We start from the raw sequence: 26,149 nt of genomic DNA on the forward strand, positions 1-26,149 counted from the left end.
AGATTCCAGATCAAAAGCGTTTCTGGAATGACGTGGTTTTGTAGATTCCAGACCAAGAGCGTTTCTGAAATGACGTGGTGATTATCGCTTTTGGCATTTGGGACAATAAAATGTGTTCCTTTGCCCTAATACGACAGATTTAATTGGCGTTTCACACACGGTGCAAGGTTGTTTCGCTCGACCATACACTAATAATTCTTGAGCAAAGTACCCGGGGCTACCATCTGCTTGCACAAAGTCTTTTAAAGTGGTGCCGCCTTGTTCAATCGCCTGCGCTAAAACGCGTTTTATAATTGGTGTCAATGTCTGATAACGTTTTTTGCTTACTTTCCCTGCTGGCATGCGTGGGTCAATTCCGGCTAGAAACAAGGATTCGTTTGCATAGATATTTCCTACTCCTACAACGACTTTATTGTCCATAATAAAGTTTTTAACACATACCTGTTTACCTCTAGATAACGCGACCAATCGCTCACTATCAAACTCGTCGGTCAGGGGTTCAGGGCCAAGAGAGCTAAGTAATTCGTGAGACGTGTCGTTGCCGTCTAACCATAAACATGAGCCAAATCGTCTGGCATCATTTAGTCGCAGGCACAGCCCATCGGCTAGTTGCATATCAATATGATCGTGTTTTTGTAGAGGTGTGTTTGTAGGTACAACTCGCAGCCGGCCAGACATGCCTAAATGGAGCATGATGCTACCCGCAGAGGTGTCGATTAACAAATACTTTGCACGACGACGAATTGACGCGATTTCTAACCCTTCGACTTTATGCACATCGTCAGGTACAGGCCAACGTAACTGTTTATTGCGAACCACAACTTTTTCAATAACCTTGCCCAACATATGTGGGGATATACCTAATCGACTGACTTCAACTTCGGGTAACTCAGGCATCACGGCTCCTTGGATAAAATAAGTTGATCAACTGTGATGTTACGTACAATAAATTGTTGCTGCTGATGCAATACAACCGTATGAGCACCGTTGTTATAAAGTTGGAATACCCTGCCACTATTTTCACCGGCCAACCATGCAATGACCACGACAGGCATCGAATTGGGCAAGGTTCCGTCAAACGCTTCCATGGTTAAGTTTTGCCAACGAGTTACCACCTCTTGCAATTTAGCTTCACTGATATTTGCTGGAGGATTCGTTCGCCAGCCTTGACCAATTTGTTCAATGGTTACTTGTGGTGTTTGCAGTGTCACAAGTGAAGATTGTTCAGGTAATAGACGCTGTGGTGTGTTTTCCTCACCATCACCTACCAGAATGTTATTCGTTGTGTTAAACAACAAAATCATCAGTATCATGGAAAAGATAAGTACGTTATTCCAAGCTTTTTTGGACAATCTGATCATGGTTCGTGCGTAAATTGAAGGGAATAATTACATGATACGACAAAAAGGCGCACGGAACAGTGCTTTAATGTGATTGTTGATTTGACAAGCTGATAACGCAAAAAACCCGGTATAAACCGGGCTTTTCGGGAGACAAAACAAGCAGGTTTTACTTGATTTTGGCTTCCTTGAACATAACGTGTTTACGAACTTTAGGATCAAACTTTTTGATCTCCATTTTGCCCGGCATGTTACGTTTGTTTTTGTCAGTGGTGTAGTAGTAGCCAGTACCCGCTGATGAAACTAATTTGATTTTATCGCGCATGGTAGTGCTCCTTAAACTTTCTCGCCACGGGCACGGATATCAGACAAAACTGAATCAATACCTTTTTTGTCGATAATACGCATCGCTTTTGGCGTAAGGCGTAATTTAACGAAACGGTTTTCACTTTCAACCCAAAAACGGTGGGTTTGAAGGTTTGGCAAAAAGCGACGACGGGTCGCGTTTTTCGCGTGAGAGCGGTTGTTACCTACCGCTGGACGCTTGCCAGTTACTTGACATACTCTGGACATCGTATTTGTCTCCAAAACAACTTTTAACAATCTGCTTCACTTTCATTAAGCAAAGCTAATAAATCACACTAAACGCATAGCGGTAGTGACAAGAGGGCGCACTTTATACAGTAAATAGCCCCCCCGATCAAGGTTTTTGTCAGAAAAGATCAATATTTCGTCAGTGACTTTTGTCCCAAAAAATGACCCAAATTCGCATACATGCCTTGGCTGATTTACCTGCTTTTTAGCCTAGACTGAGGCAGCATCAAAGTGATGGAAATCTTTTACAACAGCGTTTATTTTCTTAACCTGAGCCCAACTTGGTGTAATTTATCACCTTTCCTAAAGCAGACCCTGCTCTGCAAACGATTCACAATGCCCATCACCTATCACAATATGATCAAGCACAGTGACATCAATTAAATCCATCGTTTGCACAATGCGTTGCGTAATGTATTTGTCTGCCTGACTAGGCTGCGACACACCGGATGGATGATTGTGACTGAGAATAATTGCCCCCGCATTAAGCTCAAGTGCATGCTGAACAATCACCCGGGGATAAACGCTTGCGGCGTTGATCGTGCCAAAAAACAACTTTTTAAACTGGATGAGCCGATGTTGGCTATCCAAAAACAGTACCGCAAAGACTTCGTTGGGTTCGTCGCGCAGTTCACTGATTAAAAACGATTTGGTTTGTTGGGCGCTTTGCAATGCCCTGTCTCGCTTGAGTGGTTCAGCCAGATAGCGTTTGGACATTTCCAGCACGGCTTGTAACTGTGCATATTTTGCCTGTCCCAATCCTCTCGCACTGCAAAACTGTGTTTTTGAGGCGTTGAGTAAATCTCGTAACGAACCAAATTGTGTTAAGAGCCGTTGAGCCAGTTCCACTGCATTGCACCCTGATACTCCGGTTCGTAGAAATATCGCCAACAACTCTGCATCTGAGAGTGCTCCCCCACCCAGCCGCAACAGTTTTTCTCGCGGCCTATCTTGTATTATCCATTGTTGAATTTTCATGCATCCTTGCCTGATTCAGTTGTAAGCAAAATGAAAATCTTGCCTGTGCCTGGAATAAAACCTAGCAAAAACAAGCTTAACACGCCAATATTAAGGCTTTAGATCTATACCAAGGGTGAAGAACTAGACTTTTTGCCCAACAAATTGTTAGAAAATACGGTGATATGACAGTAAATAAACAAAAAATCCTACTTGGTGTAACCGGTGGAATCGCTGCATACAAAGCACCAGACTTGGTGCGCAAGTTAACCGCAACGGGTGCAGACGTGCGAGTTGTGCTGACCGAATCCGCAGAGCATTTTGTTAGCCCTCTTTCATTGCAGGCTGTGTCTGGCAATCCAGTGTCCAATGATCTATTGGACCCAGCAGCCGAAGCCGCGATGGGACATATTGAGTTAGCTAAATGGGCCGACACACTGATCATAGCACCTGCTACCGCAAACTTTGTTGCCAAGCTTGCATTGGGTCTTGCTGACGATTTGTTATCTACACTATGCCTGGCGACAACAGCTAAAACGTATGTCGCACCTGCAATGAATCAACAAATGTGGCAAGCCCCGGCAACTCAAACAAATTTAGCCACACTTTCTAGCCGAGGGATAGAGGTTATTGCTCCAGATTCTGGCGAACAAGCTTGCGGTGACGTGGGTCCGGGAAGAATGCCAGAGCCACAAGCCCTGGCAGATTTGATTACGCAACCAGCGCAGGAAAAAGTGCTGAGTGGCAAACACATCGTTATCACCGCGGGTCCGACTCGAGAGGCTATTGATCCGGTGCGTTACTTGAGCAACCACAGTTCTGGGAAAATGGGTTACGCACTGGCCACAGCGGCTTTAGCATTGGGTGCTGATGTGACCCTGGTCAGTGGGCCAGTTGCTGTATCAGCGCCTTTGGCTGCTAACCTTATTAATGTTGAAAGCGCCCAACAAATGCATGAAGCCGTTATGCAAACGATAGACACCGCAGATATATTTATTGGTTGTGCTGCAGTGGCAGATTACCGTCCGGTAAACGTGGTCGATCAGAAGATTAAAAAGGATAACAATGAGTTAACGCTTACTTTTACTAAAAACCCTGATATTCTTGCTGATGTTGCTAAACTTGAACGAGCGCCTTTTACCGTCGGCTTCGCGGCAGAAACACAAGACGTGAGTTTCTACGCTAAAGGTAAATTGACCCGCAAAAACCTGGATATGATCGCTGCTAACGACGTATCCGACAAAAGCATTGGATTCAATAGTGACAACAATGCATTAACGGTTTTTTGGAAAGAGGGTGAAAAAAAGCTTGAGGTGGCCGATAAGAACCAACTAGCCATGCAGCTGATGCAGCTAATCAACGAACAACTTAGATAAAAACATGCGTAGAACTCAATCAAAACAATTGATGGTCTTGCAGACAGGGAGACATCATTAATGCCTGCTTCAAAACGTCCTAACCGCCGAGCTCAGATCCTTCAAAGCTTGGCAAGCATGCTAGAAACCAACCCAGGACAAAGGATTACCACCGCAAAGTTGGCAGCCGAGGTCGGCGTATCAGAAGCAGCCTTGTATCGCCACTTTCCCAGTAAAGCGCGTATGTTTGAGGGACTCATCGAGTTCATCGAAGAAACCCTGTTTTCTCGAATCAATAAAATTATCACTGAAGAAAAAGATAGTGCAGTAAGAATTCAATTGATCATGCATTTGATTTTGGGCTTCTCTGAGAAAAACCCTGGTATTACACGGATTTTAAATGGCGACGCGCTCATGGGTGAACAAGAACGCCTGCGTGGTCGTGTAGCACAAATTTTTGAAAGATTAGAAACGCAGCTTAAACAGATCCTCAGAGAACGAAAGCTTCGGGAAGGCAAGTCATTACCCGCAGACGAAGGGATCATAGCCAACATGTTGATTTGTTATACCGATGGGCGTATTAACTTATTTATCCGAAGTGAATTCAAGCGCCGACCTACAGAGAATTTTAAAGAAAGCTGGCACTTTATTGCTAAACAGTATTTTTCGTAAATAACCCCAACTAAGAATAAACAGAATTTGTAAGGGCGGTTTTAATCGCCCTTTTTTATTGTCCAGTTAGCTGCTGTTTATTTGCTAAAAACACCACCGAAGAAATCGCCTTCATTCCATTGAGAACGTTTTGGTTGATTGCTAAGTGTTAAGCCTATTTGAAAATTCACTTCAGTGAATTTTTTCGCCGCTTTCCAATTAAACGTTTGGTTAAGGTCATCTGTTGGTTTGTGATAATGGGTAGCTAAGAAGTTGTTAAATTGTTTACTACCATCCACGTCTGGGTCTGCAGATTTGAGCCCAGGCACTAAAAACACCGAAGGAATACCTTGTTGCACAAAACCATAGTGATCCGAGCGAGTGAACAAGGCCAATTGAGGCCAAGGGTCAGGGCTCAACTCAATTCCGACATTTTTGGCTGCTAAAGCAACAGATTCTTGCATATCGCTATGGTTGGCACCAAACGCAATTACGTCACCAAACTCATAGGTTAAGATTGGCATATCCAGATTAACGTTTGCCACAATATTCTCTGCAGGAACTGTAGGATTTTGCGCAAAGTATTTTGAGCCGAGCAAACCTTTTTCTTCTCCAGTTACTGCGAGAAAAATAATAGAGCGCTTAGGTCTTTGAGGTAATTGGCTGAATAATCGAGCGGTTTCAAGCATCACTGAAGTGCCACTAGCATTGTCCATTGCACCATTGTTAATGTTGTCTTTTTTAACTGTTTTGGCAAAACCAATATGGTCGGAGTGCGCGCTGTACACAACATACTCATTTTTAAGTGTTGGATCAGAGCCTTCAAGCATTGCCACAACATTTGGGCTGGTGATTTGTTTGAAAGTACTTTTGCTGCTCAGCTTAATACTTGCGGGCAAATCAAAGCCTTTTGGCGTTCGTCCTTCTTCTAATTCCGCATAAATTGTTTCAAGACTCATAGGTGCATCTTCAAACAATTGTGCTGCAACATCTCTATGAAGCAACGCTCCGCCACCAAGCTCTTCATATGCACCAACCGGATTGCCGTCGTTGCCAAGAAAACGAACAGTAGGTACATGTAGGTAATTCAGTGAGTTTAGATAAGGACTGACTTTTTCAGAAAGTGGGGTGGGAATAGTAACGTAACCAATAGCACCGTTAGCGATGGCATGTTTTCGCTTTTCTGCCCCTGAACCAAAGTGCGCCCCTTCTTCGCTAGGAAAGGACACTGGTTTGCCCGAAAGCGCAACGATCACCTTTCCTTTTACGTCTAACCCTGCATAGTCGTCGTGGCCAAGTTCAGGTGCAGTAATACCATAGCCGGCAAAAACCAGATTACCTTGCACCAAGGACTCTTCCAGCCCCGCGTTCGCATAAGCAATAAAGTCTTTTGGATAGTCGAAACTTTTTTCACCCTTTGGCGTTTGAATGATAAGTTCGGGAGAGCTTTGATCTATGAATGCTTGTCTAAATGCAATTCGTTGAAAGTAGGTACCCTCATCACCCGCTGGTGATAATCCATACTTTTTGAATTCAGATTCGATATATTTAGAGGCGATTTCGTGACCCGCAGAGCCCGTGTCTCGCCCACCTAACAAATCGTCTGCTAAAAAATAAATGTGAGATTTAATGCGATGCACTTCAGCTTGAGCGTTTAAATCCGCAGTCGTGCCATTATTCGTTTGTGATGATTGGCATGCTGCAATCATTATTGTGCCGATCAAGCCAAGGCTGATTGATTTTATTTTCATAAACTGGAATTCCGTAAATCGTTAGCAAAGTGCGCGTTGGTCTTTGCAGTTAAATCGGATGACGCTAATTAGTGTCGGTAGGTACACTATGCCATCGCTCTTTACTTTTCCAGCTTGACACTAAAAAATCCTCAGCTAGTCTTGTAAAGAATACGTGTTCTTGCAATGCGAATGTATTGTAGAACCTCTCATACTCAAGTTGAAAACGTTATGCCTCGTAAAGCACTATACAATGTTGATGATGTGTTAGAGCAAGCCATTGCGGTATTTTTAGAACATGGTTATTACGGCGCGATCATGGACGAAATTATTGCGCGCACCGACTTCAACCGACGCGGGTTTTATTTGGAATTCGGCTCCAAACAAAAATTCTTGTACATCGTTCTTGCACATTATCAAGAGAAACACCTTTCGATTGCTTTTAAACATTTGGAAAACAATCAAGGCATGATGTCAATTGAAGGTTTTTTTGAAGACTACGTATCGCTTGTGAAAGGTCGCGGCTGTCTACTAATCAACATCATTACTGAGCTGGGTTTCGACGATGAAAAAATTCGCGACATCGGGCGTCACTATATTGACCGTCTGCAAATTGATTTTATCGGTTGTCTGGAAAAAGCACAGCAAAATGGTGAAGTCCGTTCTGACATCAACATTGAAGCCACTGCATTACAATTAAGTAGCTATGTGCAAGGTTTTGCGGTAAATGGGATTTTAGCTGGTGATACCGATGAATTATATCTCGCGACTAAAGCATTATTGGGCCCTCTAACCCGCTAATGTCTGGTGTTTTCGTCGCGTGTTTCTTGTTAGTGGCAAGCCTTATAATCTGCTGCCATGACAGGCAATATTCCCACATTCCAATATAGGAACAATTATTCTTTTTAGTATTTCGAACAGTTAAGTAATTCCCGTCGATAATGATTGCCCTAGGGCAGCAGCAACCTGAATGATAAGTGTAATTCCCTTGGACTTTGTTTGAGTTCTGGGTAGAATTCGCGGCTGTTGTTATGCCTTTTTGAGTCAATAAGCATTGTATGGCCAGTAAAAAACCTTTGTTCCGAGTCCAATTTGTGAGTAATGGCGAGCGTTACGAATTGTATGTGCGTGAAGTTAGCCAAGGTAACATGTTTGGATTTGTCGAGATTGGCGATTTTGTTTGGGATACGCATACAAGCCTGGTGCTTGATCCAAGTCATGAAAAACTTAAAGACGAATTTGCTGATGTTAAGCACACCTATATCCCTATGCACAGCGTTCTGAGAATAGATGAAGTGAACAAACAAGGTACAGCTAAAATCACAGAGCTTTCTGACAAAGTGACTGCTTTCCCCAGCCCAATCTACACAAAACCTGGCAAATAAATACAAAACGACGCTGCGTTTATCATGCTGTTCATACCAAATAAGCTGTGCAAATAACCTAGTTTACTTGTGTTTGTCCCTGCTTTTACCGTAAGCTTTGCGAGTCAAATTTGAACATAAGAAACCCATTATGCGATTGTACATTCGATTGTTTTATCCCTGTCTAATTTTGTTTTTTTCTCAACACAGCTTTGCCTCTGAAGAGCAAAAGTTGTCGGAATTAATGGATGAGATTTGGCAGTATGAATTGTCTGTTTCGCCAATGTCTGCCACTTCGCGAGGTGTACATGATTATGATGATCAGCTAAGTGACATGTCACCCAAAGCTTTGGCCAAACAAAACGTGCAGTTCGAGCGCTTTTTATCACGCTTAAATGCTATTGATAAATCACAGCTTTCCCGCACACAACAGATCAATTTGATGATGCAGCGTTACCGTACTAAGAATACTGTCGATCGTTACCGTTTTAATTATCACTATGTTCCGTTGACGTCCGAATATGGTTTTCACAGCAGTATGGCTGGGTTGCCAAAACTTACCAAATTTAGACATATTGAAGATTACCAAAATTATTTGCGCCGTCTTGAGCAAATACCGACGTTTTTTGACCAACAAATACATTGGATGAAAAAAGGTTTAGAAGTCGGTATGACTCAGCCCAAGGTGGTGATGCAAGGCTTCGAGGAATCTGTTAAAGCCTATTTTTCAGGCAAGGTTGAAGATAATGGTTTTTATCAACCTTTCTTGCAGCTAACTAAAATACAAGGTTCAGAAAAGCAGAAAACCCAGCTCATGGAAGAAGGCAAAGCGGTCGTAGAAAAATCAGTTATGGCAGCTTATCGTGGCTTTTATGACTTTCTGGTTGCGCAATATATTCCCAATGCCAAAGAGGATATTGCCGCTAAGAACTGGCCAAATGGCGAGGCGTTGTATCAAAATCGCACCCGTTATTTCACCACTACCGAGCTTAGTGCTGACGAAATACATGAAATTGGTCTGGAGGAAGTTGCTCGTATCCGCGCAGAAATGCAGACCATCGTTGACGATTTGAAGTTTGATGGCGACATCAATCAGTTCATTGATTTTTTACGCACCGATCCGCAATTTTATGCTAAATCGGCTGAAGAGCTACTCAAGCATGCATCATATTTCGCCAAGAAAATGGATGCCAAGCTTCCTAAACTATTTTATAAGCTGCCTCGCACTCCTTATGGTGTAGAAGCCGTTCCGGCAGAGATCGCTCCCAAATACACAACGGGCCGTTATGTTTCACCGCGCCGTGATGATGAGCCGGGTTACTATTGGGTGAACACTTACGCTTTGGACAAACGTCCTTTATATGCAATTCCCGCTTTAACGCTGCATGAGGCAGTTCCTGGGCATCACTTACAAAACGCTTTAGCTAGTGAAATGACTGATTTGCCTAATGTGCGTCGTTATACTTACATCTCAGCGTTTGGTGAGGGTTGGGGATTGTATTCTGAATTTTTGGGCAAAGAAGTGGGGATTTATGAGTCGCCCTATGATGATTTTGGCCGCTTGAGCTATGAAATGTGGCGCGCGTGTCGTTTAGTGGTTGATACGGGCATGCACCTGAAAGGCTGGTCCCGCCAACAAGCGCTTGACTACATGTTAGAAAATACGGCCCTATCGGAACATAATGTGCGCACCGAAATTGACCGTTATATTTCCTGGCCAGCACAGGCGTTATCATACAAAATTGGTGAAATAGAGATTAAACGATTGCGCCACTATGCAGAGCAATCATTAGGCGATAAGTTCGATATTAGAGCCTTTCATGATGCGATTTTACAGCATGGTTCGATTCCACTTTCTGTGCTAAAAGAAAATATTGAACTATTTGTTAAGGAAAATCAGTAATAATTCGGTTTAAGTTACGGTCTTGAGTATCACACGCGTATGAGTTGTCACGCGTCTACACAGGTAATTGAGGAATAAAATGATTTCGTTTGGTGTAATTGGCTTTTTGGTTTTGGTGTTAATTTATTTTGTGGTGCGCCAGCAGTCTATGCAGGCTGAGCTGAACAAATTACGAAATCAAATGAAGTCACTAGATAGCCAAAGTAAATTTTCGCTCGGTGCTTTGGTGATGCTTTCTGGACAAATGCAAAAGATTTATCAAGCTCGGCTGGATAGTCTTCAAAAACATGCACTGATGAGCAATGATGATCACCGGTTAGCTAGCTTCATTATTGGTCAGGTAGAGTTTGTTATTATGCAGTGCTGTGAAAAGCGTGCAACGGTTGAGGAAGCGCTTCATAAAGGGTTGGCTAATACTGATCTGGACATGGAGCAAATTAACAAGTACATCGCCAAACAGCCGTCAGAAATTCGTATTCCCTGGTGTAAAAATACCGTGGGTGGTTTTGTTGCTGCCTGTCATAACCTGACCTCTGAACGGGTCAAGGCCAAAGATCCCAGAGAGCTAGACGAAACAACACCATCGTCTTAGATTTATACCACTCCATATCAAGAAGTGGTTGGGTATTATATTGCTTCACATGCTGCCAAAAGCTGTTTAAATTCAGGCTCTTGGACTGGCATGATAGACAACCTATGACCCTTTTTAACTAACCCAATTTCGTTGATTTCGGGCATGGTTTTAATGTCTTTGAGACTTAATACAGCATTAAATTTTTTAACGAGTTTAACATCCACCATGTACCATCTCGGGTTGTCTTGCGGTGATTTGGGATCGTAGTACTTTCCTTCTGGGTCAAATTGAGTGTGATCGACATACCCTTCTTTGACGACTTCAGCGAGTCCGGCAATGCCAACGTTTTTGCAGCTTGAATGATAGATAAAAACCTGGTCGCCTAATTTCACATCATCGCGTAAAAAGTTTCGAGCCTGATAGTTACGAATGCCATCCCAGTGTTCAGTTTGATTAGCGCTGTTAGCGAGATCATCAATGCTAAACGCGTCAGGTTCGCTTTTAAATAGCCAATAGTTCATATCGTCTTTCCATTTCATGAATGCCTTTCAAGCATAAACCTTATACCAAAACTTGCATCTGTGAAATTGATCAATATACTGTATATAAATACAGTATATTTTTCTTATGAACAACTTAATCGAACAACTGCAAAACAAGCGCCTGATATGGCGAGCTAACCAGCAAAACGGCTTTGTTAAGGGTAACAGTACCGGCTTTAAGGAGTTGGACCAAGCTCTGCAAGGTGGTTTTCCTGAGCATGGCGTAGTCGATATCGATACGCCAATCGGCATTGGTGAGCTGCGTTTGTTATTGCCCGCATTACGAGCACGGCAGCAGCAACATCAGCGTTTATTAGTATTTATTGGTGCGCCCATGCAAATCAATGGAGAGATGCTTGCTGAATTTGGCATTCCCCTTGAGAAAGTTTTGCTTGTTCAACCACAAAGCGCTGAGCATGCCTTGTGGAGTGCAGAGCAATGTTTAAAAAGTGGTTGCGCCCACAGTGTTTTATTGTGGCACCAGGATCTTGAAATATCACAGGCCAAACGCCTGCAATTAGCCGCTGAACAAGGCGACGCTTTGCATTTTATCTTGCGCCATCAACGCCAGTTGGGTTTATCATTGCCAGTTAACCTGGCCATGAAGCTACGCCCGCACCAACAAGGTATTAGCGTGCAAGTCACCAAACGCAAAGGTGGCTGGCCTGAGGCTGCGTTTAATATCGATATGAGTCCCATCTGGCCACAACTCACTCTTAGCAAAGATAACAATAATATTATTCCTTTCCCGCAATCTAAAGTGAGTTAGCTGTGCAAACGTTGTGGCTATATTTGCATTTCCCGCATTTGCAGTTGGACGGCTTAACCGACGCATCGGAGTCAGCCGAATACCCGCTTATCATACTGCATGATAAATCCAATACAGTGCTACAACTCAACCAGGCAGCAATCGATGCAGGCATACGCCGCGGGATGGGTTTGGGTACGGCGGCAGCCCTAAACGAACACTTACAGGTGCTGGCTTATCGCAAAGATGTAGAGCATAAGAAACTGCTCGAAATCGCCGAACATTTATACTTAGTGACGTCTGATATTTGTCTGTTTCCACCAGATGGCCTGCTACTGCGCATCCATAACATGTTGCGCCTGTATGGGGGGTTAGCTGCTTATTGGCGCACGTTGAAAGCTCAGTTGGCACATTTCCCTGTTTACTATCACTATGCGACCGGCCAGTCGCCTTACGCTGCGCGTATCCTGTCTCGCACAGCATGGAACCAGGTCAGTGACCATCTGCCCATGCACAAGCATCAAATGGGTCTTCGCGCGCTCTCAGAGTCGGAACTTGATGAGAAAACTATCAATAAACTTAAACGCGTGGGGATCCATTCTATTGGCGATTTATTAGGGTTATCTCTAAAAGATATCGCCAAACGGTTTGATATTGATTTGGTGACTTACTTAGGCCGTTTGACTGGAGAGTTTCATCATCCTATCCACTTTTTTCATCCGCAATCCAAGTTTAATCGTTATCTGGAGCTGCTTTATGAAATCAGCAATGCCGACACCTTGTTACGGCCGATACAGCGACTGTTGGGCGGGCTTGAGCAATTTTTGAAACTACGAGATTCTCTCACCCACAAAGTCATTTTTACCTTACACCAGCGAGATGCTGAAGATCTGATCTTGGAAGTCGGCTCGGCCCAAGCAGAATATCAAGCCGCTAAATGGTTATCACTGACAGAACTAAAATTGCAACAGTTACAACTGCAATCGCCAGTGTATGCATTAAATCTTTGCACCGGCAAAATCCAATTACGTAGCCCCGATAGAGGCGATTTGTTTACCGCCAGCAAAGGTACTCTGAGTTGTCTGCAGTTAATTTCTCTGCTGCAAGCCAAGCTAGGTGAACAGGCAATCGGGCAAGTGATCTTGCAGGACGACTTTCGTCCGGATCAAGTGAATCGATACCTGAGCTTCCAAGACGGTGTCGCAGAACAGGCCAAGGCTGCCAATATTGATTTACAAGCCGTTCGTCCCAGCTTTTTGCTCAAAGAAGCGCAGCCGTTAAATGAGAAAGTCACCATTATGCATGGCCCTGAACGCATCAGCACGGGTTGGTGGGATAATAGCGCAATGACTCGGGATTATTTTGTTGCTCACAACCTACATGGTCAGTGGCTTTGGGTATATCGTACCCCCTCTGCACAATGGTATGTGCATGGGCTTTTTAGTTAGATTGTCATTGTCATGGCCTATGCTGAGCTTTTTTGTCAAACCAACTTTAGCTTCTTGTGCGGCGCGTCGCACCCACAAGAAATGGTTCAGCAGGCACACTTCTTGGGTTATGAGGCAATCGCCATTACCGATGAATGTTCCGTCGCTGGCGTCGTCCGAGCTTATACAGAAATCAAAGACCACCAGCTTCCAATTAAGCTAATAGTCGGCAGCTATTTTGAATTAGGTACTACTCTTAAATGTGTGCTGCTGTGCCCAAGTCGCAAAGCTTACGCTGAACTGTGCCGAATTATCACCAATGCCCGTCGCCGCTCACCAAAGGGTGAGTACGAATTAGCCCAGTGGGATTTGAAGACCATTAAACACTGTTATTTGCTGTGGTTGCCTACTGGGAATATCAAAGAAGATGAACACTGGGCATTGTGGTTTCAAAAACATTACTCACATCGTTTATGGATAGCAGTACAGCGACATTTAACCAGCAATGAGCAGGAGCATATCAAGCATTGTCAGAAGCTGAGTGACATGCATCAGATCCCCATCACTGCTTGTGGTGGAGCACTCATGCATAGTCCTAACAGACAAGCTCTGCAACATGTATTAACAGCAATCAAGCAACGTACACCTGTCAGTGATTTGGGCAGAATACTCAGTTCAAATAGCGAACGCTGTTTGCGTAGTCAGGATAAACTCAACAAACTTTTTAAACGTACTTGGCTAGATACTGCAACCCAGATAGCACAGAAATGTACTTTTAGCTTGGCTGAGCTGCGTTATGAATATCCTGCAGAGTTGATCCCTAAAGGCAAAACACCACAAGAGCACCTTCGAGAGTTGGTCGAGATAGGCATTAAGCAGCGCTTTCCGGAAGGCATTAAACCCCATGTTCGCGAGATTATAGAGAAAGAGTTGGTACTCATAGCAGAACAAGAATATGAATTCTTTTTTCTGACTATCTATGATGTTGTGCAATTTGCTAAACAGCAGAAAATCCTTTACCAAGGCCGAGGATCCGCCGCAAACTCGGTGGTGTGTTATTGCCTGGAAATCACCTCCGTTGATCCCCGCCAAATCAATGTGCTGTTTGAACGCTTCATTTCTAAAGAGCGTGATGAGCCCCCCGACATCGATGTTGACTTTGAACATCAACGCCGTGAAGAGGTCATTCAATATATCTATCAGAAATACGGACGGGAGCGTACAGCCATTGCTGCCACCGTATCCAGTTACCGCTTTAAAAGTGCATTACGAGAAGTGGGCAAGGCTCTAGGTATCAATGAGACACAACTCGACTTTTTTATCAAAAACATTAATCGCCGAGACAGCGGTTTAAACTGGCAGGCGCAAATTGCTGAGCTAGGTTTGGATCCTGCATCACAAAAAGGCCAGCAGTTCATTTCCTTAGTGAATGAAATCATGGGCTTTCCCAGGCACTTATCGCAGCATGTGGGGGGCTTTGTGATTTCTTCTGGGCCGTTATATCAACTAGTCCCGGTCGAGAATGCTGCCATGCAGGATAGAAGCGTGATCCAGTGGGACAAAGATGATCTGGAAAGTTTAGGATTATTGAAGGTTGATGTATTGGCTTTAGGTATGCTCACCGCAATCCGCAAATCATTTCAACTTATCGAACAGCACTATCAGCATCACTTGAGTATTGCGCAAATCACCAAAATGGAGGACGACCCTCAGGTATACAAAATGATCCAACAAGCCGATACGGTCGGTGTATTCCAGATTGAATCTAGAGCGCAAATGAGTATGCTACCTCGCCTTAAGCCAAAAAATTATTACGACTTAGTTATCCAAATAGCCATAGTGCGTCCTGGTCCAATCCAAGGTGACATGGTGCATCCGTTTTTGCGTCGTAGGGACGGAAAAGAGCCTATCTCCTACCCCTCAAAAGACGTTGAGAATGTGTTAAGTCGAACAATGGGCGTGCCCATTTTTCAAGAGCAAGTTATACAACTGGCGATGGTCGCGGCAGGCTTTACCGGGGGTGAGGCGGATCAACTGCGCCGCGCCATGGCGAGTTGGAAAAAAAATGGTCAGCTCATGCAGTTTCAGCATAAGTTAATTGATGGCATGTTAAAACGTGGCTACACACAAGACTATGCCGAACGGATATTTAATCAGATTTGTGGCTTTGGAGAGTATGGATTCCCCGAATCCCATTCGGCCTCTTTTGCAGTACTGGCTTATGTCTCTTCCTGGCTAAAATATTATTACCCCGCGACGTTTTATGTTGGCTTGTTAAACAGCTGGCCAATGGGCTTTTATCCGCCAGCACAATTAGTCCAGGATGCAAAGCGACATGGCATTACCGTGTTACCAATTTGCGTGAATCACTCTGACTACGATCACTTACTTGAATGGAACAACAAAGATTATGCGATCCGGTTGGGGTTACGAATGGTCAAAGGTCTATCAGAACAAGCCTCGCATACCTTGGTTTCGCAGCGCCCTGAACAAGGTTATCAAACGATTGTGCAGATCAAACAACTGGGTATTTCACGGGATCAAACTGAAGCCCTGGCCAGTGCCAATGCGTTCGCCAAATTAGCCGACAATCGCTATCACGCCAGATGGGCTCTGATGGAATCCGAATCCGAACTGCCCTTGTTAAAAAATCAGGAACAATCATTCTTATTTGATTCTACACCAAGCAATGTGGAAGAAATGATTGAGGATTATGCCGCAACAAGCCTATCATTGAGTCATCACCCTATTCATTTATTACGCGAAGCCAATGCATTAGGAAAGTACACCCCGGCCAACAAGCTTGTCGACAAGAAGCACAAATCTGTCGTAAGCGTGATAGGTGTGGTAATTGGACGCCAAGCGCCCGGTACAGCTGCTGGAGTCACCTTCATGACATTAGAAGACGATACGGGTTGCAGTAATGTAGTGGTATGGCAAGCCACCGCGCGGGCGCAAAAAAAGGCGTTTCTAAAATCCAGAATTGTAAAAGTCAGCGGGATATTAGAAAGAGGTGATGCAGATGTGACCCACATTATTGCAGGTCGCATCACCGATTTGAGTCACTTACTTGATGAACTTAAGACCGACTCAAGAGATTTTCACTAAACAGTTATGGGCTTGTATAAAACAAGCCCATAACTAAACACTAGTGTTTGCGCGCCGCTAAACCGCGAAATACAGACAATAACAGCATTCCCATTAACACGGAGATAGGCATAGAGCCACCACCACTAGAATCACCGCCATTATTAACCACTGGCGCCTGGGAAATATTTACAGTTAGATTTACTGAAACTTCTCCTCCCATTCCATCAGATGCAGTCACAACAAATGAGTCAGAACCTGAAGTGCCAGTGTTTGCAGTGTAGGTAACAACGCCTGAACTAGAAACAGACACAGCACCTTTTGCCGCTTCGCTTGTTACAGTATAGGTCATAGCATCATCATCCATGTCAGTAATACCCAATTCCATCGTAACGCTTCGCCCTTCTGTCACATCTCCAGACAAGGTCGCAGAAGCTGCCACAGGCATGTCATTTACAGGTGCAACTTCAATTATCACAGTTTGTGTAACAGGATCACTGTTTCCGTCTGTAAATTGCACTTCAAACGTATCAGTACCAAAGAAGTTTTCATTAGGTTGATACGTCAAACTACCATCGGCAAGAAGCTCAATAGTACCGTTCGCTGGTGCAGTGACAACTTCATAGGTCAATGAATCACCGTCAACATCTGTGGCAGCAATAACGCTGGATAACGGAGAATCTTCGTTTACCTCTAGACTAAGTTCAGTCAATTCCGGTGCGTCGTTAACAGGTTCAACAGTGAAAGTCAGTTCAACCTCCACACTATTCTCGTGAACATCTTTAACCAGCACTCTTGCAGAGGTTTCACCAGTGAAATTCTCATTTGGTACAAAGACGAGGTCCAAAGTACCTTCTTCTATGGTTAAAAGGCCTTCTTCGGAAGCCTCTGATAGGTCAACAGAGAGTGAATCCCCTTCTGGATCTGTTGCTACAAGGGAAAATGAAACTAAACTATCTTCCTCAACATTTAACATTACTGAGTCAGAAGATGGTCCTTTATTAATCTGAAAAGCTTCAACCGTTCCAGAATAAATGCTTGTTTCATAGAAGATCCCCTGATTCTCTATAAACCTTGAAGAATTATCCCAATTTACCCCAAAAGATAAGGTAGTCGACGAAATAAATGTCAAATCACCTTCACTCGATACTTCATATAAATATGTGGTGTCATTTTCGTTGTATCTGAGAGTGCCAGCGATTAGATAACCATCAACTATCGTTAAATGACTAACCGAGCCTCTAATTTCAAGCTCAGAAAAGCTGTAGCTATTTACAAGGGCGGATTCATTGTTGACGATTTGCCATATTTGAATCTCATCTGACAAAAGCACGAAAAGAAAATCCTCTGAACCAGCGTATGAATTAATGTAGCTTTCAAAAGGCAGTACTTTTGGTTTGACATCCGAAATTTCAGGCGAGTTTTCAAAATAATACAAATTTTGCCATTCACCGTTGAACTTCAAAACAACATGACCCGACGCTTCAATAAAACGTTCCATCGAATACAAATCTTTTCCAGTGTCTAACTCGATGGACTCTGGAGCCTCAATTGGTGCAAAGTGGGAATTTGCTTTGTAACGATATAGAGTGGAGTCATTGTAGCCCCTAGCAAAAATTGCATCATCAATAACATATTCACTCACTAACTCCCCAGATTCCGGAGGATCAATTTGTATATAAGCATCAGAGTTTAAAATCTGGGATATTTCAGAAGTATAAAAGGTTGAAGAATTGGTACCAATAAACACAGCGTCATTATTGACCAATAGGTTGTTGTATGTGCGGTGATCATCTACAAAAACACTACGCTGATGTGCTAAGTTAGCTGGATCAGACACATCAAGTTCATGAATAGAGTTCTCTTTGACAACATAGATTTTATCGTCAATTAATGCTGGAATTCCCGTAGTGCCTGATTGAAAGTAAAAAGGGGTGGCATCAAGATTTCCTACTTCATCTTTTACCATCTCACCAAAAAACCGGCTATTCCGCAGAAAATACCGACCATTATCGATAAATAAATGGAATATATACAAGGAGTTAGTGCCATTTCTTATCAACTTAGGTTCTTCTATATTTATCGATGTAGGATCACTGACATCAACTTCTAACAAAGAGGGTCTAATTACTGGAATGTAGAGCTTTTGATCTGAATACACCATATCAGCTGAACCAAGAATGAAAGATGTTTCTGCAGAATCGGTGCGAACATAAGAATCTGATAGTAAAGTAAAAGTTGAAAAAGCATAGCGATCAGTAATGGCTGAAAAATTTCCATCTGTCATATAAACGACATTTTCAAAACTTTCTTCGTCTGCATCACGAAATATGAACTCAGAAATTAATTCAGTCCCTGTATAATTCAACTTTTCTATGAAAAACGCTCTTTCAACATCAGTACCATTTCCATAATCTTGTCGATTGTAGGCTACGAATACATCATCCCCAACTACGCCTACTGCTTTTATGTAATGGTATATCCGTTCATCATAGTCATTGTCGTATCCTTGGTATAACCCAACCAGTTCAAATTCCTCTCCTAAGTAGTCTATTAAATATATTTTGTTGCTTGCGTCAGCGTAGACAATACGACCAGAGTCTGCATAAAATGAATTTCCATAACTAAAAGCACCATCAATTGAAATCTCGTAAACGAGCTCCAGTTCGTCAAGACTATCTATATTGTAAAATCCAAGCGACCTTTCCTGAGCAACGACTAATAATTCATCAAACGAGTAGATCCACAATACTCTTTGGTCAAACTTCAATTGCGTAATTAAAGCGTCTTGCTCGTTGATATCTAAACTCTGTACATCTACTACATTGCTGTTTGCTTGTGGATGGAACGCGTAGTCGCCCATAATGACTGTATCACTACTATAGTAATTAGAACCCCATGCATCGATCTCAACAAATTTGGCTTTTTGTGCTGCTGAAAATGAAGCAAATGAGGATAAAATGATCAAGATCGACAAGCGACCGGATATAGATATAAATGAGGGAATATTCATACAACGAATTCCTTGTTAAACTGCTTTCCATAGTGCTCTGACGGCACTTATTAAGTTTTCAAAAGTACCTTTTATGTACCTTTTAGTCAAGTTGTTAGCTTAAACCTCGATTTTCAAACCTTTAAGGCATCTGAAATAGACAATGGGATGGGCACACTCAGACTGCTCTGCTTATCAACAAATACATGCACAAAGTGTCCATTTGCTGCTGCAATCTGTTCACCTTGTTTAAATACAGCGACCTCATAGGTTACTGAGCGATTTCCAAGCGTTCCGATGGTGATGCCAACTTCAATGGCCTCTGGGTATGCTAAAGGGGAATGATATTGGCACTTTGATTCAACCACGTAACCAACTACATTGGCGGTGTGAATGTCTAAACCACCTTCCTCAATGAGAAACCGATTTACCGCAGAATCAAAAAAGCTGTAAAAGCGCACGTTATTGATATGGCCATAAATATCGTTGTCGTCCCATCGTGTTGTGATGGGATAAAAGACTTTGTAGTGTTCGCGTTTTAACTTTTGATCCATTGATTTGTCAGAATGCCTGTTTATATAGCCTGAGAGCATCCGCCTCATTTAATTCTCTAGGATTATTGACTAATAAGCGTTGTTGCAACATGGCTTCACTTGCCAATAGAGGTAAATCTTCTTCGGCAATACCACATTGTCTCAATTGATCAGGCAATGCAACTTCATTGATTAAACCCACTAAATATTCGATAAGGGCATTCGCATTAGATTCTTCGTCGTCTCCAAGTTTATTTTTGGGACATACGATATTTGCCAGTTCAGCATAATGCTTAACTGCATGGCTCAAATTAAACCGCATAACATGAGGTAACATCAAGGCGTTACTCAACCCGTGAGGTATATGAAAGTGCCCACCTAACGGATAGGCTAGTGCATGCACTCCTCCAACGGGCGCATTCGCAAACGCTTGACCAGCCAACATTGATCCCAGCAACATCGCCCCTCTGGCTTCAATGTTTTTCCCGTCGAAAACGACTGTTCTTATATTATTTGATAATAATATTAAGGCTTTGCATGCCAGAACATCTGAAATCGGATTCTTTTTAATCTTACTGGTGTAAGCTTCAATGGCATGCACCATTGCATCGACACCTGTGGCCGCTGTCACGTTTGCTGGCAACCCAGTAGTAAGTTTGGGATCAAGAACTGCATGATCGGGTAACAAGGTAGGAGAAACAATACCCGCTTTAGTTGTTTTACCTGTTGTGACAATCGATATCGGTGTGGCTTCTGAGCCCGTTCCTGCCGTAGTTGGAACTAGGATCAGGTCAATGCGAGGAGATGTAATTTGATCAACACCAAACATTTTATCCAAAGCTTGATTGCAATCCGGATGAATTAAAACTGACACTAACTTAGCGACATCTAAACTACTTCCACCGCCAAAGCCAATAACGAGACCACTTTGCACATGCCTTCCTAAATCCGCTGCCCTTAAAACAGTTTCATAAGAGGGATCAGCCTCTACATCAGAAAAAACATTTACATTGATACCATGGCTTTTTATCTTTGCGACAGATTGATCGAGCAGGCCTAGCTCAACAATTGTGGAGTCGGTCACTATCAAAATAGAGTTTACATTATGTGCAATAGATAAATCACACAGAGCTTCATGAACAGGCCTACCGTACATCACGTTAGGAGTAAAAGTGGCGTTAAAAGAATTCATCCAGCTCCTGTTGAGAAGTAACGGCCCGCAACCGAGTTGCAGGCCTAAGGCCTGTGATTAATCATAAAAGGGTGAACGCACCTCAGTCAAACTTCTAAGTTTGACCGGCCTTTGCAGCATTTGCCCACCATCTCGACCAATTGGCACCCACGGGATACGTCCACGACCTTTTGCTGGTGTAAAGGTAAACAAATCAAACGGAATAGAAATGTAGAAACCTTTAGTGAAACTACCCTCGCCGTATTCTTCCGCTGACACATTGGTAAACGCAGCATATGCACCCACTATAATGCCGCTGTCAAAACGCTTGGCGAAATCGATGTTTACCCCTTTATCTTTAGCCAAGAATTGCCCGGCGCTTATGGAGAGCTGCATGTTAGGCAAAAACTCGGGTTCCCAATATATGCTGGCATGCCCAGTTAGTGCTTTGTAATCAAAAAAATCCGTTTCACTATCAAAGTCACGTTGTTGAACATAGTTAACGTCAAGCCCAAAATAAATATTGCTATCAACTGGACGATACATGACTTCTCCGCCAATACCACCGAACATAGATTCCAGATAACCCGCATATGCTTGTGCATAAGTATTGGTTCCTACTTTATCGAACCAATGCAAATATGTATTCTCCATAGTAACGTTACTTCGCGTAACGTACTCTCTCACCTGTGTCCTGACTCGAGGTAGGGCTGATTCTTCTCTGTCAACGAGAAACCTGAATTTATCGAAGTTCTCAACTACTGTAACTTTGATCCCACTTCGAACTGAAAAGTTTGGATTAAAGGTATAGGTGGCATTAACAAACGCTCCACCTTGATACAGATAAAAATCTTCCGGACTACCGAAGGTCTGGATCCAAAATGCTTCCGCTCCCAGTGAGAAACCTGAAGTTTTGTTGGGATCAAAATGTTCAAATATATCAGCAGAAGGATCTTTTCTCTCGTAGGAATTTTTGATGTCGGTGTCTAATGCTTTATAAGCCGCTGCAATCTTAAATTCATTCGCATCTATTTCAGTTTCTAAAAGAGGGATATTAGAAGACCCTTCAATAATACGATAGGATTCGACAGAATCTGGTAGTTCAGAGGCTAATATCCTGCCAATTCTCTCGATAGACTCATCTTTGTCTTTGAACGCCAATTGTCTACCGTAATAGATCACTTGTTTATCTTCTTCGTGAGCAGAATTAATAAGAAAACCACCGTCATTGATCAAATCATTGTACATCCTGGATCGATCTACGCTCTCCATTGATTCAACTGGTGTTGAATTTACTATAGGTCGAGGAGGTGTTTTTAATTTGACCTGCTCAACAGTATGCAAATTTAAATTATAGGAAACGCCAAAACCTATGGTGTTTCCTCTTTGATAGCTAAGGTTGAAATCCCAATTTTTATAACGATAAACAGCACCATAATTCCATTTACTATCTTGCTCAAGCACACCAGCGCGATCATTAACGTAATCATTTCCATCATATTCTAGTTTTAAGGTTAAACCGTCGATAGGAGTACGATACTCAATCCCCCCGAACACTGACGATGGCCCTTTAAAAAACTCGTTGAAGTCGATTTTCCCGCCTCGACCAGAAAACCCACCTGGACGTTCACAAAATGAGTCTTTGAGTTCGCACAGAGGATTTGTAATATTCCCACCTGCCCCTAAGTAGCCAGTTCCAAAACCCAAATGAAAATCAATAGGACCGACTGCCTTACTAAAGTTGACGAACTCACTACTAAAGAACCCTGTACCACCGATATCCATAAATCCGACAGACACATCAGGTAAGTAGAAATTCTCCTTAATCAGCCGGAACTTTACGTCTATGCCTTTATCTTTTAATGTTTGGTTTCCACTAAAACTCTCAAAAGGACTATATAGTTGGGTTCTTACGTCGGTATAACGGACTGTAGACTCCATCCATGGAAATAACTGAATGCTGGCTGTCCAAAATCGATATTGGTCAATATCATTATAATTTGCAGTAAAAGACCCTTCTTCCCGCATCCTTGCAGTTGGGGTCTGTATGAGACCTACACCACCTCTAATCATTTGTGTGTAAGTAGTTGAATCCTCTATATCTGTAATTTTGTCAGTATCAACTTGATTAGCCATGGCAGAACATGCAGACAGGCATATAATCGTAATGAATGACCTCATGGCATAAACTTCCTGTTAATGGCGAGTCGAGCTACCGCTTCATTGGTTTCTTGAATTGAAGGAAAAAACTGGTTTTCCTGAACTGGAATGTAGATTTGAGACCCAGGCATTACTAAGGTGCACTGACTATTCCAATAAGCAATGGGGGTTCTTGATATCAAGCCATTAGGTGAGATCACATAGACATAGTTGCTGTCGGCAAACGACGCTTTTTGCAAAGATCCAACTGTGTCCTCTATGCATGTGTTCTCTTGATAAGTTAGTGACTCCTCTACTTCTACAGCACCAAATACATATAAAGGTCTATTACGCGTTGATAACATTAACAAGAACTTTCCGTCTTCCATGACGGGGTTATTTTTAAGACTAAATCGTGCAAGATCATAGTCGATATCGATAACTACTCTGTCAGCCAAATCCCACGACTTGACTTGTGTTAAGAGTAAATTTCTCGCAATTTCTGATATGTGTGACTCACCATTGGATAGAGCATTAACCAAATTTTGTTTTTTTGATAAGGCTTTATCACTGTTTAGCTTAAATAGTTTTGAAGTATGCCAATACCATTCTTGTTCCTGTTCGACAATTGACAGCACATCAGAAATTCTAGGATTTTCTTCAAACCTATAGTGTTTATCATTAATTTGTAGCTCTACATTAGCAATAACTATGCTTGGAGCGGCAAACAAAAATAGTATTACGAATTTAATAAAATTCACTTGGAGGGTTCCAACAATCTTAGTGCACGACTCACGTACGTAATGTCAAACACATCACCATCAGGCGTCACTTTTTGGTTTGATTTTAGTAGCTTTTTGGTTTCTGAATGATACCAGAATGTATTTTGCCATTCGTCTTTTCCATGTTTAACACTATCAAACATGACATTTTCGCTCACTACATCGACAGTAAATAGGTGTCCTTGAATTTCGATCTCTTTATTGGACTCGATATTAAATTTCGATCGAGCTACTACACCAAATTGATCGGGTTCGGAATCAATATATCTTTGCCAAACCTCAGATTGTCCAATCCCTGTGAACGATGTTTTTAAAGGATCTGAACTTAAGTTTGTAATCGCCAACAAATCGTTTTTAAATCCCAAGGATCTGACAATACGACCATTTTCAGTAATTAACATAGCGTTGTCAGAAGACAACCACTTGTATCTGCCCCTTTCGATAAATGCCAAAGCCATGGTAGCGACAGGTCTTTGCCCGCTTTTGATGAACAGCAAGTCAACCGGACTATCAACGATTTCTTGATCACTAAGAGACACTCCCACTTGGCCATCAAAATATAGTTTTACGTTTTGAATGTAGGCTTGTTGTGTTGAAGAACAGGCGAAAAGAAAACAACTAGAAAAGATCAGAAATAAAAACTTCATTAAAAAGTCACAAAATAGTAGAACGCTAATAAAAAAGCCGCCCTGAGGCGGCTCTTACAAATTCTTTGCGATTATGCAGTTGGTTCGTAAGTGAACGTAACTGTAATAGTCGTTGGGCCAGCGCCAGTGTCTGTCAATGTATTAGTAGTACCAATACAAACTCCACCTACTAATTCATCATCTCCATCACAAGAAGGAGGAGGAGGAGGAGGTGGTGGTGTAGGACCTGGTCTTGCAGGAGCAGAACCATTGCTGTTAGAGATCGTTGCGCCAACAATTACTGCACCGACAACACCAGCTGTTATAACTCCAGTAGAAACACCACCAAAAGCTGCACCGCCCGCATTAGCGCCGCCAGTTTGCTCTTGTGCTTGTACGTTTGCCGCCATGCAAGATGCTGCTACAGCCAAGCCGATTAACGATTTTTTCATTGTTTATCCTTAAAATAAAGTCACTTAAGCGAGGATGATAATAGATAAAAAAAATGATCTCAATGGTTAATTAGCGATCAAGGCAAATATTTTATCAATATTATTAGCCAAATCTGAATTTTATCTCGTTAGTCACTTTTTTTTACATTGAGTGTTCCTATTTGGAGACGAATACCAGTAAATATTTTCTCTCTAATTAGTTATCAATTTCCGTACTACAAAGCATAAAGGTATTATTACGCAAAGAAGAAATGGAACTTCGGTACCGCACTTGTTTTAGGTGAGTTCTGTGCGGGAGTTCATTTTGGGTTTAATTTGATTTTAAACACAGGCGATTCACTAGTCTCTAAGATTGACCCACAGGGATCCCGGCACTGAGTGCGCCACTGCGTGCGCGACATAAGAGCGTTTCGGGGACGACGTTTATCTCATTTTACTCTAGCATGGGGATGAAGGCGGTTGTTGTTAACTTCGCAGAAGCGTTAACCGACTGAACGGGCAGCATGGATGCGTACGCGCACGGCCAGTGTGAAGACAGCTACAGGGAAGTATGACAACTAATTACTGACTACGAAGTAAAGAATTGCATGATCCGGATGGGTTAGGTTTCACCATCGGTGTTGCGCAGTTTACTGCGCTTATACGAAAAAGGCCTTTTCGTGTAATAGGAGCCTGACACAATTGCGTGCGCCACTAGCGTGCGCCACTAGCGTGCGCCACTAGCGTGCGCCACTAGCGTGCGCGTGTAACTCCTCTCGCATGGGGGTAAGCGAGGATGCTGTTAGTTGCGTAGCAACGTTTGACGAGTGCACGACTCGCAAGGATGCGAGGCTGGATGCAGCCACATGGATGTGTGACACCTAACTATTGACTACGAAGTAAGGTATTGCATGACACTTGATGGGTTAGGTTTCCCCTTTGGAATTGCTCTTGCGCGCAGCGCTTTAGAGTAAGGCCACCTGATTTGATATCAATAAATCGATGAATGTTAATTAACTTACAAGCATAAAAAAAGGCCACCTGATTAGGTGGCCTTACTCTAAATAGGAGCCTGACACACTAGCGTGCGCGTGTAACTACACTCGCATGGGGAAACCCCACACTACCATCGCCGCTAACACGTTTCACTTCTGAGTTTGGGTGAAGGCAGTTGTTTTTAGCTTCGCAGAAGCGTTAACAGAC

The 26,149-nt window shown here is 42.8% G+C and carries 23 protein-coding genes; 9 read left to right on the top strand and 14 right to left on the bottom strand.

Annotated features, from left to right (window positions below; all coding sequences use genetic code 11):
* Positions 1-81: 81 nt before the first annotated feature.
* The 5 genes from mutM to radC form a co-directional block, all read right to left on the bottom strand.
* Entirely contained in the window at positions 82-897 is an 816-nt protein-coding gene (gene mutM, locus FM019_RS02085) for a bifunctional DNA-formamidopyrimidine glycosylase/DNA-(apurinic or apyrimidinic site) lyase (RefSeq protein WP_143834225.1), read from the bottom strand.
* Positions 897-1,361, bottom strand: coding sequence for a hypothetical protein (locus tag FM019_RS02090; RefSeq protein WP_143834226.1), 465 nt, complete (start codon positions 1,359-1,361; stop codon positions 897-899). The genes mutM and FM019_RS02090 overlap by 1 nt, the downstream gene beginning before the upstream one ends.
* A 148-nt stretch (positions 1,362-1,509) precedes the next feature.
* Positions 1,510-1,665, bottom strand: coding sequence for a 50S ribosomal protein L33 (rpmG, locus tag FM019_RS02095; RefSeq protein ID WP_026376527.1), 156 nt, complete (start codon positions 1,663-1,665; stop codon positions 1,510-1,512).
* A gap of 11 nt (positions 1,666-1,676) precedes the next feature.
* The gene (gene rpmB / locus FM019_RS02100; protein WP_143834227.1) at positions 1,677-1,913 is read right to left on the bottom strand and encodes a 50S ribosomal protein L28; all 237 of its coding nucleotides are present in this window, start codon (positions 1,911-1,913) and stop codon (positions 1,677-1,679) included.
* Positions 1,914-2,237: 324 nt separating this feature from the next.
* A complete protein-coding gene (radC, locus tag FM019_RS02105; protein WP_143834228.1) occupies positions 2,238-2,912 on the bottom strand; it encodes a RadC family protein in 675 nt (224 codons plus the stop codon).
* Positions 2,913-3,076: 164 nt separating this feature from the next.
* On the opposite strand from radC, the gene coaBC reads away from it, so the two are divergent.
* Entirely contained in the window at positions 3,077-4,267 is a 1,191-nt protein-coding gene (gene coaBC / locus FM019_RS02110) for a bifunctional phosphopantothenoylcysteine decarboxylase/phosphopantothenate--cysteine ligase CoaBC (RefSeq protein WP_143834229.1), read from the top strand.
* Positions 4,268-4,327: 60 nt separating this feature from the next.
* Entirely contained in the window at positions 4,328-4,918 is a 591-nt protein-coding gene (slmA, locus tag FM019_RS02115; protein WP_143834230.1) for a nucleoid occlusion factor SlmA, read from the top strand.
* A 77-nt stretch (positions 4,919-4,995) separates the two neighbouring features.
* Here slmA and FM019_RS02120 read toward each other — a convergent pair whose 3' ends face one another.
* Entirely contained in the window at positions 4,996-6,648 is a 1,653-nt protein-coding gene (locus tag FM019_RS02120; RefSeq protein WP_143834231.1) for a M28 family metallopeptidase, read from the bottom strand.
* A gap of 210 nt (positions 6,649-6,858) precedes the next feature.
* Here FM019_RS02120 and FM019_RS02125 point away from each other — a divergent pair, with 210 nt between their 5' ends.
* The 4 genes from FM019_RS02125 to FM019_RS02140 all read left to right on the top strand — a co-directional run bounded on the left by FM019_RS02125 (position 6,859) and on the right by FM019_RS02140 (position 10,486).
* On the top strand, positions 6,859-7,428 hold the full coding sequence (locus tag FM019_RS02125; RefSeq protein WP_143834232.1) for a TetR/AcrR family transcriptional regulator: 570 nt from the start codon (positions 6,859-6,861) through the stop codon (positions 7,426-7,428).
* Between the two features lie 257 nt (positions 7,429-7,685).
* Positions 7,686-8,012: a DUF1820 family protein gene (locus FM019_RS02130; RefSeq protein ID WP_143834233.1), complete on the top strand. Its 327-nt coding sequence runs from the start codon at positions 7,686-7,688 to the stop codon at positions 8,010-8,012.
* Positions 8,013-8,142: 130 nt separating this feature from the next.
* The gene (locus FM019_RS02135; RefSeq protein ID WP_143834234.1) at positions 8,143-9,894 is read left to right on the top strand and encodes a DUF885 domain-containing protein; all 1,752 of its coding nucleotides are present in this window, start codon (positions 8,143-8,145) and stop codon (positions 9,892-9,894) included.
* 79 nt (positions 9,895-9,973) lie between these two features.
* Positions 9,974-10,486 (top strand): hypothetical protein, encoded by a 513-nt coding sequence (locus tag FM019_RS02140; protein ID WP_143834235.1) that lies wholly within the window; start codon positions 9,974-9,976, stop codon positions 10,484-10,486.
* Positions 10,487-10,521: 35 nt separating this feature from the next.
* Here FM019_RS02140 and FM019_RS02145 read toward each other — a convergent pair whose 3' ends face one another.
* Complete coding sequence (locus FM019_RS02145) at positions 10,522-10,989, bottom strand: EVE domain-containing protein (protein ID WP_143834272.1); 468 nt, start codon at positions 10,987-10,989, stop codon at positions 10,522-10,524.
* 106 nt (positions 10,990-11,095) lie between these two features.
* Between FM019_RS02145 and imuA the strand changes: the two genes are divergently transcribed.
* Genes imuA through FM019_RS02160 form a run of 3 tightly spaced genes read left to right on the top strand, consistent with a single transcriptional unit; the run spans position 11,096 to position 16,293 of the window.
* Complete coding sequence (gene imuA / locus FM019_RS02150; RefSeq protein WP_143834236.1) at positions 11,096-11,779, top strand: translesion DNA synthesis-associated protein ImuA; 684 nt, start codon at positions 11,096-11,098, stop codon at positions 11,777-11,779.
* A gap of 2 nt (positions 11,780-11,781) precedes the next feature.
* Complete coding sequence (locus tag FM019_RS02155) at positions 11,782-13,206, top strand: Y-family DNA polymerase (RefSeq protein WP_143834237.1); 1,425 nt, start codon at positions 11,782-11,784, stop codon at positions 13,204-13,206.
* A gap of 12 nt (positions 13,207-13,218) precedes the next feature.
* On the top strand, positions 13,219-16,293 hold the full coding sequence (locus FM019_RS02160; RefSeq protein WP_143834238.1) for an error-prone DNA polymerase: 3,075 nt from the start codon (positions 13,219-13,221) through the stop codon (positions 16,291-16,293).
* A 40-nt stretch (positions 16,294-16,333) separates the two neighbouring features.
* Here the strand turns inward: FM019_RS02160 and FM019_RS02165 are convergent, their stop codons facing one another.
* From FM019_RS02165 to FM019_RS02195, 7 genes are all read right to left on the bottom strand, one after another.
* Positions 16,334-19,285, bottom strand: a complete 2,952-nt coding sequence (locus FM019_RS02165; RefSeq protein ID WP_143834239.1) for an Ig-like domain-containing protein — start codon at positions 19,283-19,285, stop codon at positions 16,334-16,336.
* A gap of 113 nt (positions 19,286-19,398) precedes the next feature.
* A complete protein-coding gene (locus FM019_RS02170; protein WP_143834240.1) occupies positions 19,399-19,818 on the bottom strand; it encodes a thioesterase family protein in 420 nt (139 codons plus the stop codon).
* A gap of 7 nt (positions 19,819-19,825) precedes the next feature.
* Complete coding sequence (locus tag FM019_RS02175; RefSeq protein ID WP_143834241.1) at positions 19,826-20,989, bottom strand: iron-containing alcohol dehydrogenase; 1,164 nt, start codon at positions 20,987-20,989, stop codon at positions 19,826-19,828.
* A gap of 57 nt (positions 20,990-21,046) precedes the next feature.
* Positions 21,047-23,149 carry a YjbH domain-containing protein gene (locus FM019_RS02180; RefSeq protein ID WP_185969148.1) on the bottom strand — a complete coding sequence of 701 codons (2,103 nt, stop codon included), beginning with the start codon at positions 23,147-23,149 and terminating at the stop codon, positions 21,047-21,049.
* A complete protein-coding gene (locus FM019_RS02185; RefSeq protein WP_185969149.1) occupies positions 23,146-23,868 on the bottom strand; it encodes a capsule biosynthesis GfcC family protein in 723 nt (240 codons plus the stop codon). Before FM019_RS02185 ends, FM019_RS02180 begins: the two co-directional genes overlap by 4 nt.
* Positions 23,865-24,536: a YjbF family lipoprotein gene (locus FM019_RS02190; RefSeq protein ID WP_143834243.1), complete on the bottom strand. Its 672-nt coding sequence runs from the start codon at positions 24,534-24,536 to the stop codon at positions 23,865-23,867. The genes FM019_RS02185 and FM019_RS02190 overlap by 4 nt, the downstream gene beginning before the upstream one ends.
* A 71-nt stretch (positions 24,537-24,607) precedes the next feature.
* Complete coding sequence (locus tag FM019_RS02195) at positions 24,608-24,967, bottom strand: hypothetical protein (protein WP_143834244.1); 360 nt, start codon at positions 24,965-24,967, stop codon at positions 24,608-24,610.
* Between the last annotated feature and the right edge of the window lie 1,182 nt (positions 24,968-26,149).

This window comes from Aliiglaciecola sp. M165 (assembly GCF_007197995.1).
Classification (GTDB): Bacteria; Pseudomonadota; Gammaproteobacteria; order Enterobacterales; family Alteromonadaceae; genus Aliiglaciecola.

Bases quoted from the DNA above. Each gene is read 5' to 3' on its own strand.
- FM019_RS02140 (WP_143834235.1), top strand. From the start codon at position 9,974: ATGATTTCGTTTGGTGTAATTGGCTTTTTGGTTTTGGTGTTAATTTAT.
- FM019_RS02165 (WP_143834239.1), bottom strand. From the start codon at position 19,285: ATGAATATTCCCTCATTTATATCTATATCCGGTCGCTTGTCGATCTTG.
- FM019_RS02190 (WP_143834243.1), bottom strand. From the start codon at position 24,536: ATGAAGTTTTTATTTCTGATCTTTTCTAGTTGTTTTCTTTTCGCCTGT.
- FM019_RS02175 (WP_143834241.1), bottom strand. From the start codon at position 20,989: ATGAATTCTTTTAACGCCACTTTTACTCCTAACGTGATGTACGGTAGG.
- FM019_RS02090 (WP_143834226.1), bottom strand. From the start codon at position 1,361: ATGATCAGATTGTCCAAAAAAGCTTGGAATAACGTACTTATCTTTTCC.
- FM019_RS02195 (WP_143834244.1), bottom strand. From the start codon at position 24,967: ATGAAAAAATCGTTAATCGGCTTGGCTGTAGCAGCATCTTGCATGGCG.
- coaBC (WP_143834229.1), top strand. From the start codon at position 3,077: ATGACAGTAAATAAACAAAAAATCCTACTTGGTGTAACCGGTGGAATC.
- FM019_RS02125 (WP_143834232.1), top strand. From the start codon at position 6,859: ATGCCTCGTAAAGCACTATACAATGTTGATGATGTGTTAGAGCAAGCC.
- FM019_RS02160 (WP_143834238.1), top strand. From the start codon at position 13,219: ATGGCCTATGCTGAGCTTTTTTGTCAAACCAACTTTAGCTTCTTGTGC.
- imuA (WP_143834236.1), top strand. From the start codon at position 11,096: ATGAACAACTTAATCGAACAACTGCAAAACAAGCGCCTGATATGGCGA.
- rpmG (WP_026376527.1), bottom strand. From the start codon at position 1,665: ATGCGCGATAAAATCAAATTAGTTTCATCAGCGGGTACTGGCTACTAC.
- FM019_RS02130 (WP_143834233.1), top strand. From the start codon at position 7,686: ATGGCCAGTAAAAAACCTTTGTTCCGAGTCCAATTTGTGAGTAATGGC.
- FM019_RS02180 (WP_185969148.1), bottom strand. From the start codon at position 23,149: ATGAGGTCATTCATTACGATTATATGCCTGTCTGCATGTTCTGCCATG.
- rpmB (WP_143834227.1), bottom strand. From the start codon at position 1,913: ATGTCCAGAGTATGTCAAGTAACTGGCAAGCGTCCAGCGGTAGGTAAC.
- FM019_RS02170 (WP_143834240.1), bottom strand. From the start codon at position 19,818: ATGGATCAAAAGTTAAAACGCGAACACTACAAAGTCTTTTATCCCATC.
- slmA (WP_143834230.1), top strand. From the start codon at position 4,328: ATGCCTGCTTCAAAACGTCCTAACCGCCGAGCTCAGATCCTTCAAAGC.
- FM019_RS02145 (WP_143834272.1), bottom strand. From the start codon at position 10,989: ATGAACTATTGGCTATTTAAAAGCGAACCTGACGCGTTTAGCATTGAT.
- FM019_RS02120 (WP_143834231.1), bottom strand. From the start codon at position 6,648: ATGAAAATAAAATCAATCAGCCTTGGCTTGATCGGCACAATAATGATT.
- FM019_RS02135 (WP_143834234.1), top strand. From the start codon at position 8,143: ATGCGATTGTACATTCGATTGTTTTATCCCTGTCTAATTTTGTTTTTT.
- radC (WP_143834228.1), bottom strand. From the start codon at position 2,912: ATGAAAATTCAACAATGGATAATACAAGATAGGCCGCGAGAAAAACTG.
- mutM (WP_143834225.1), bottom strand. From the start codon at position 897: ATGCCTGAGTTACCCGAAGTTGAAGTCAGTCGATTAGGTATATCCCCA.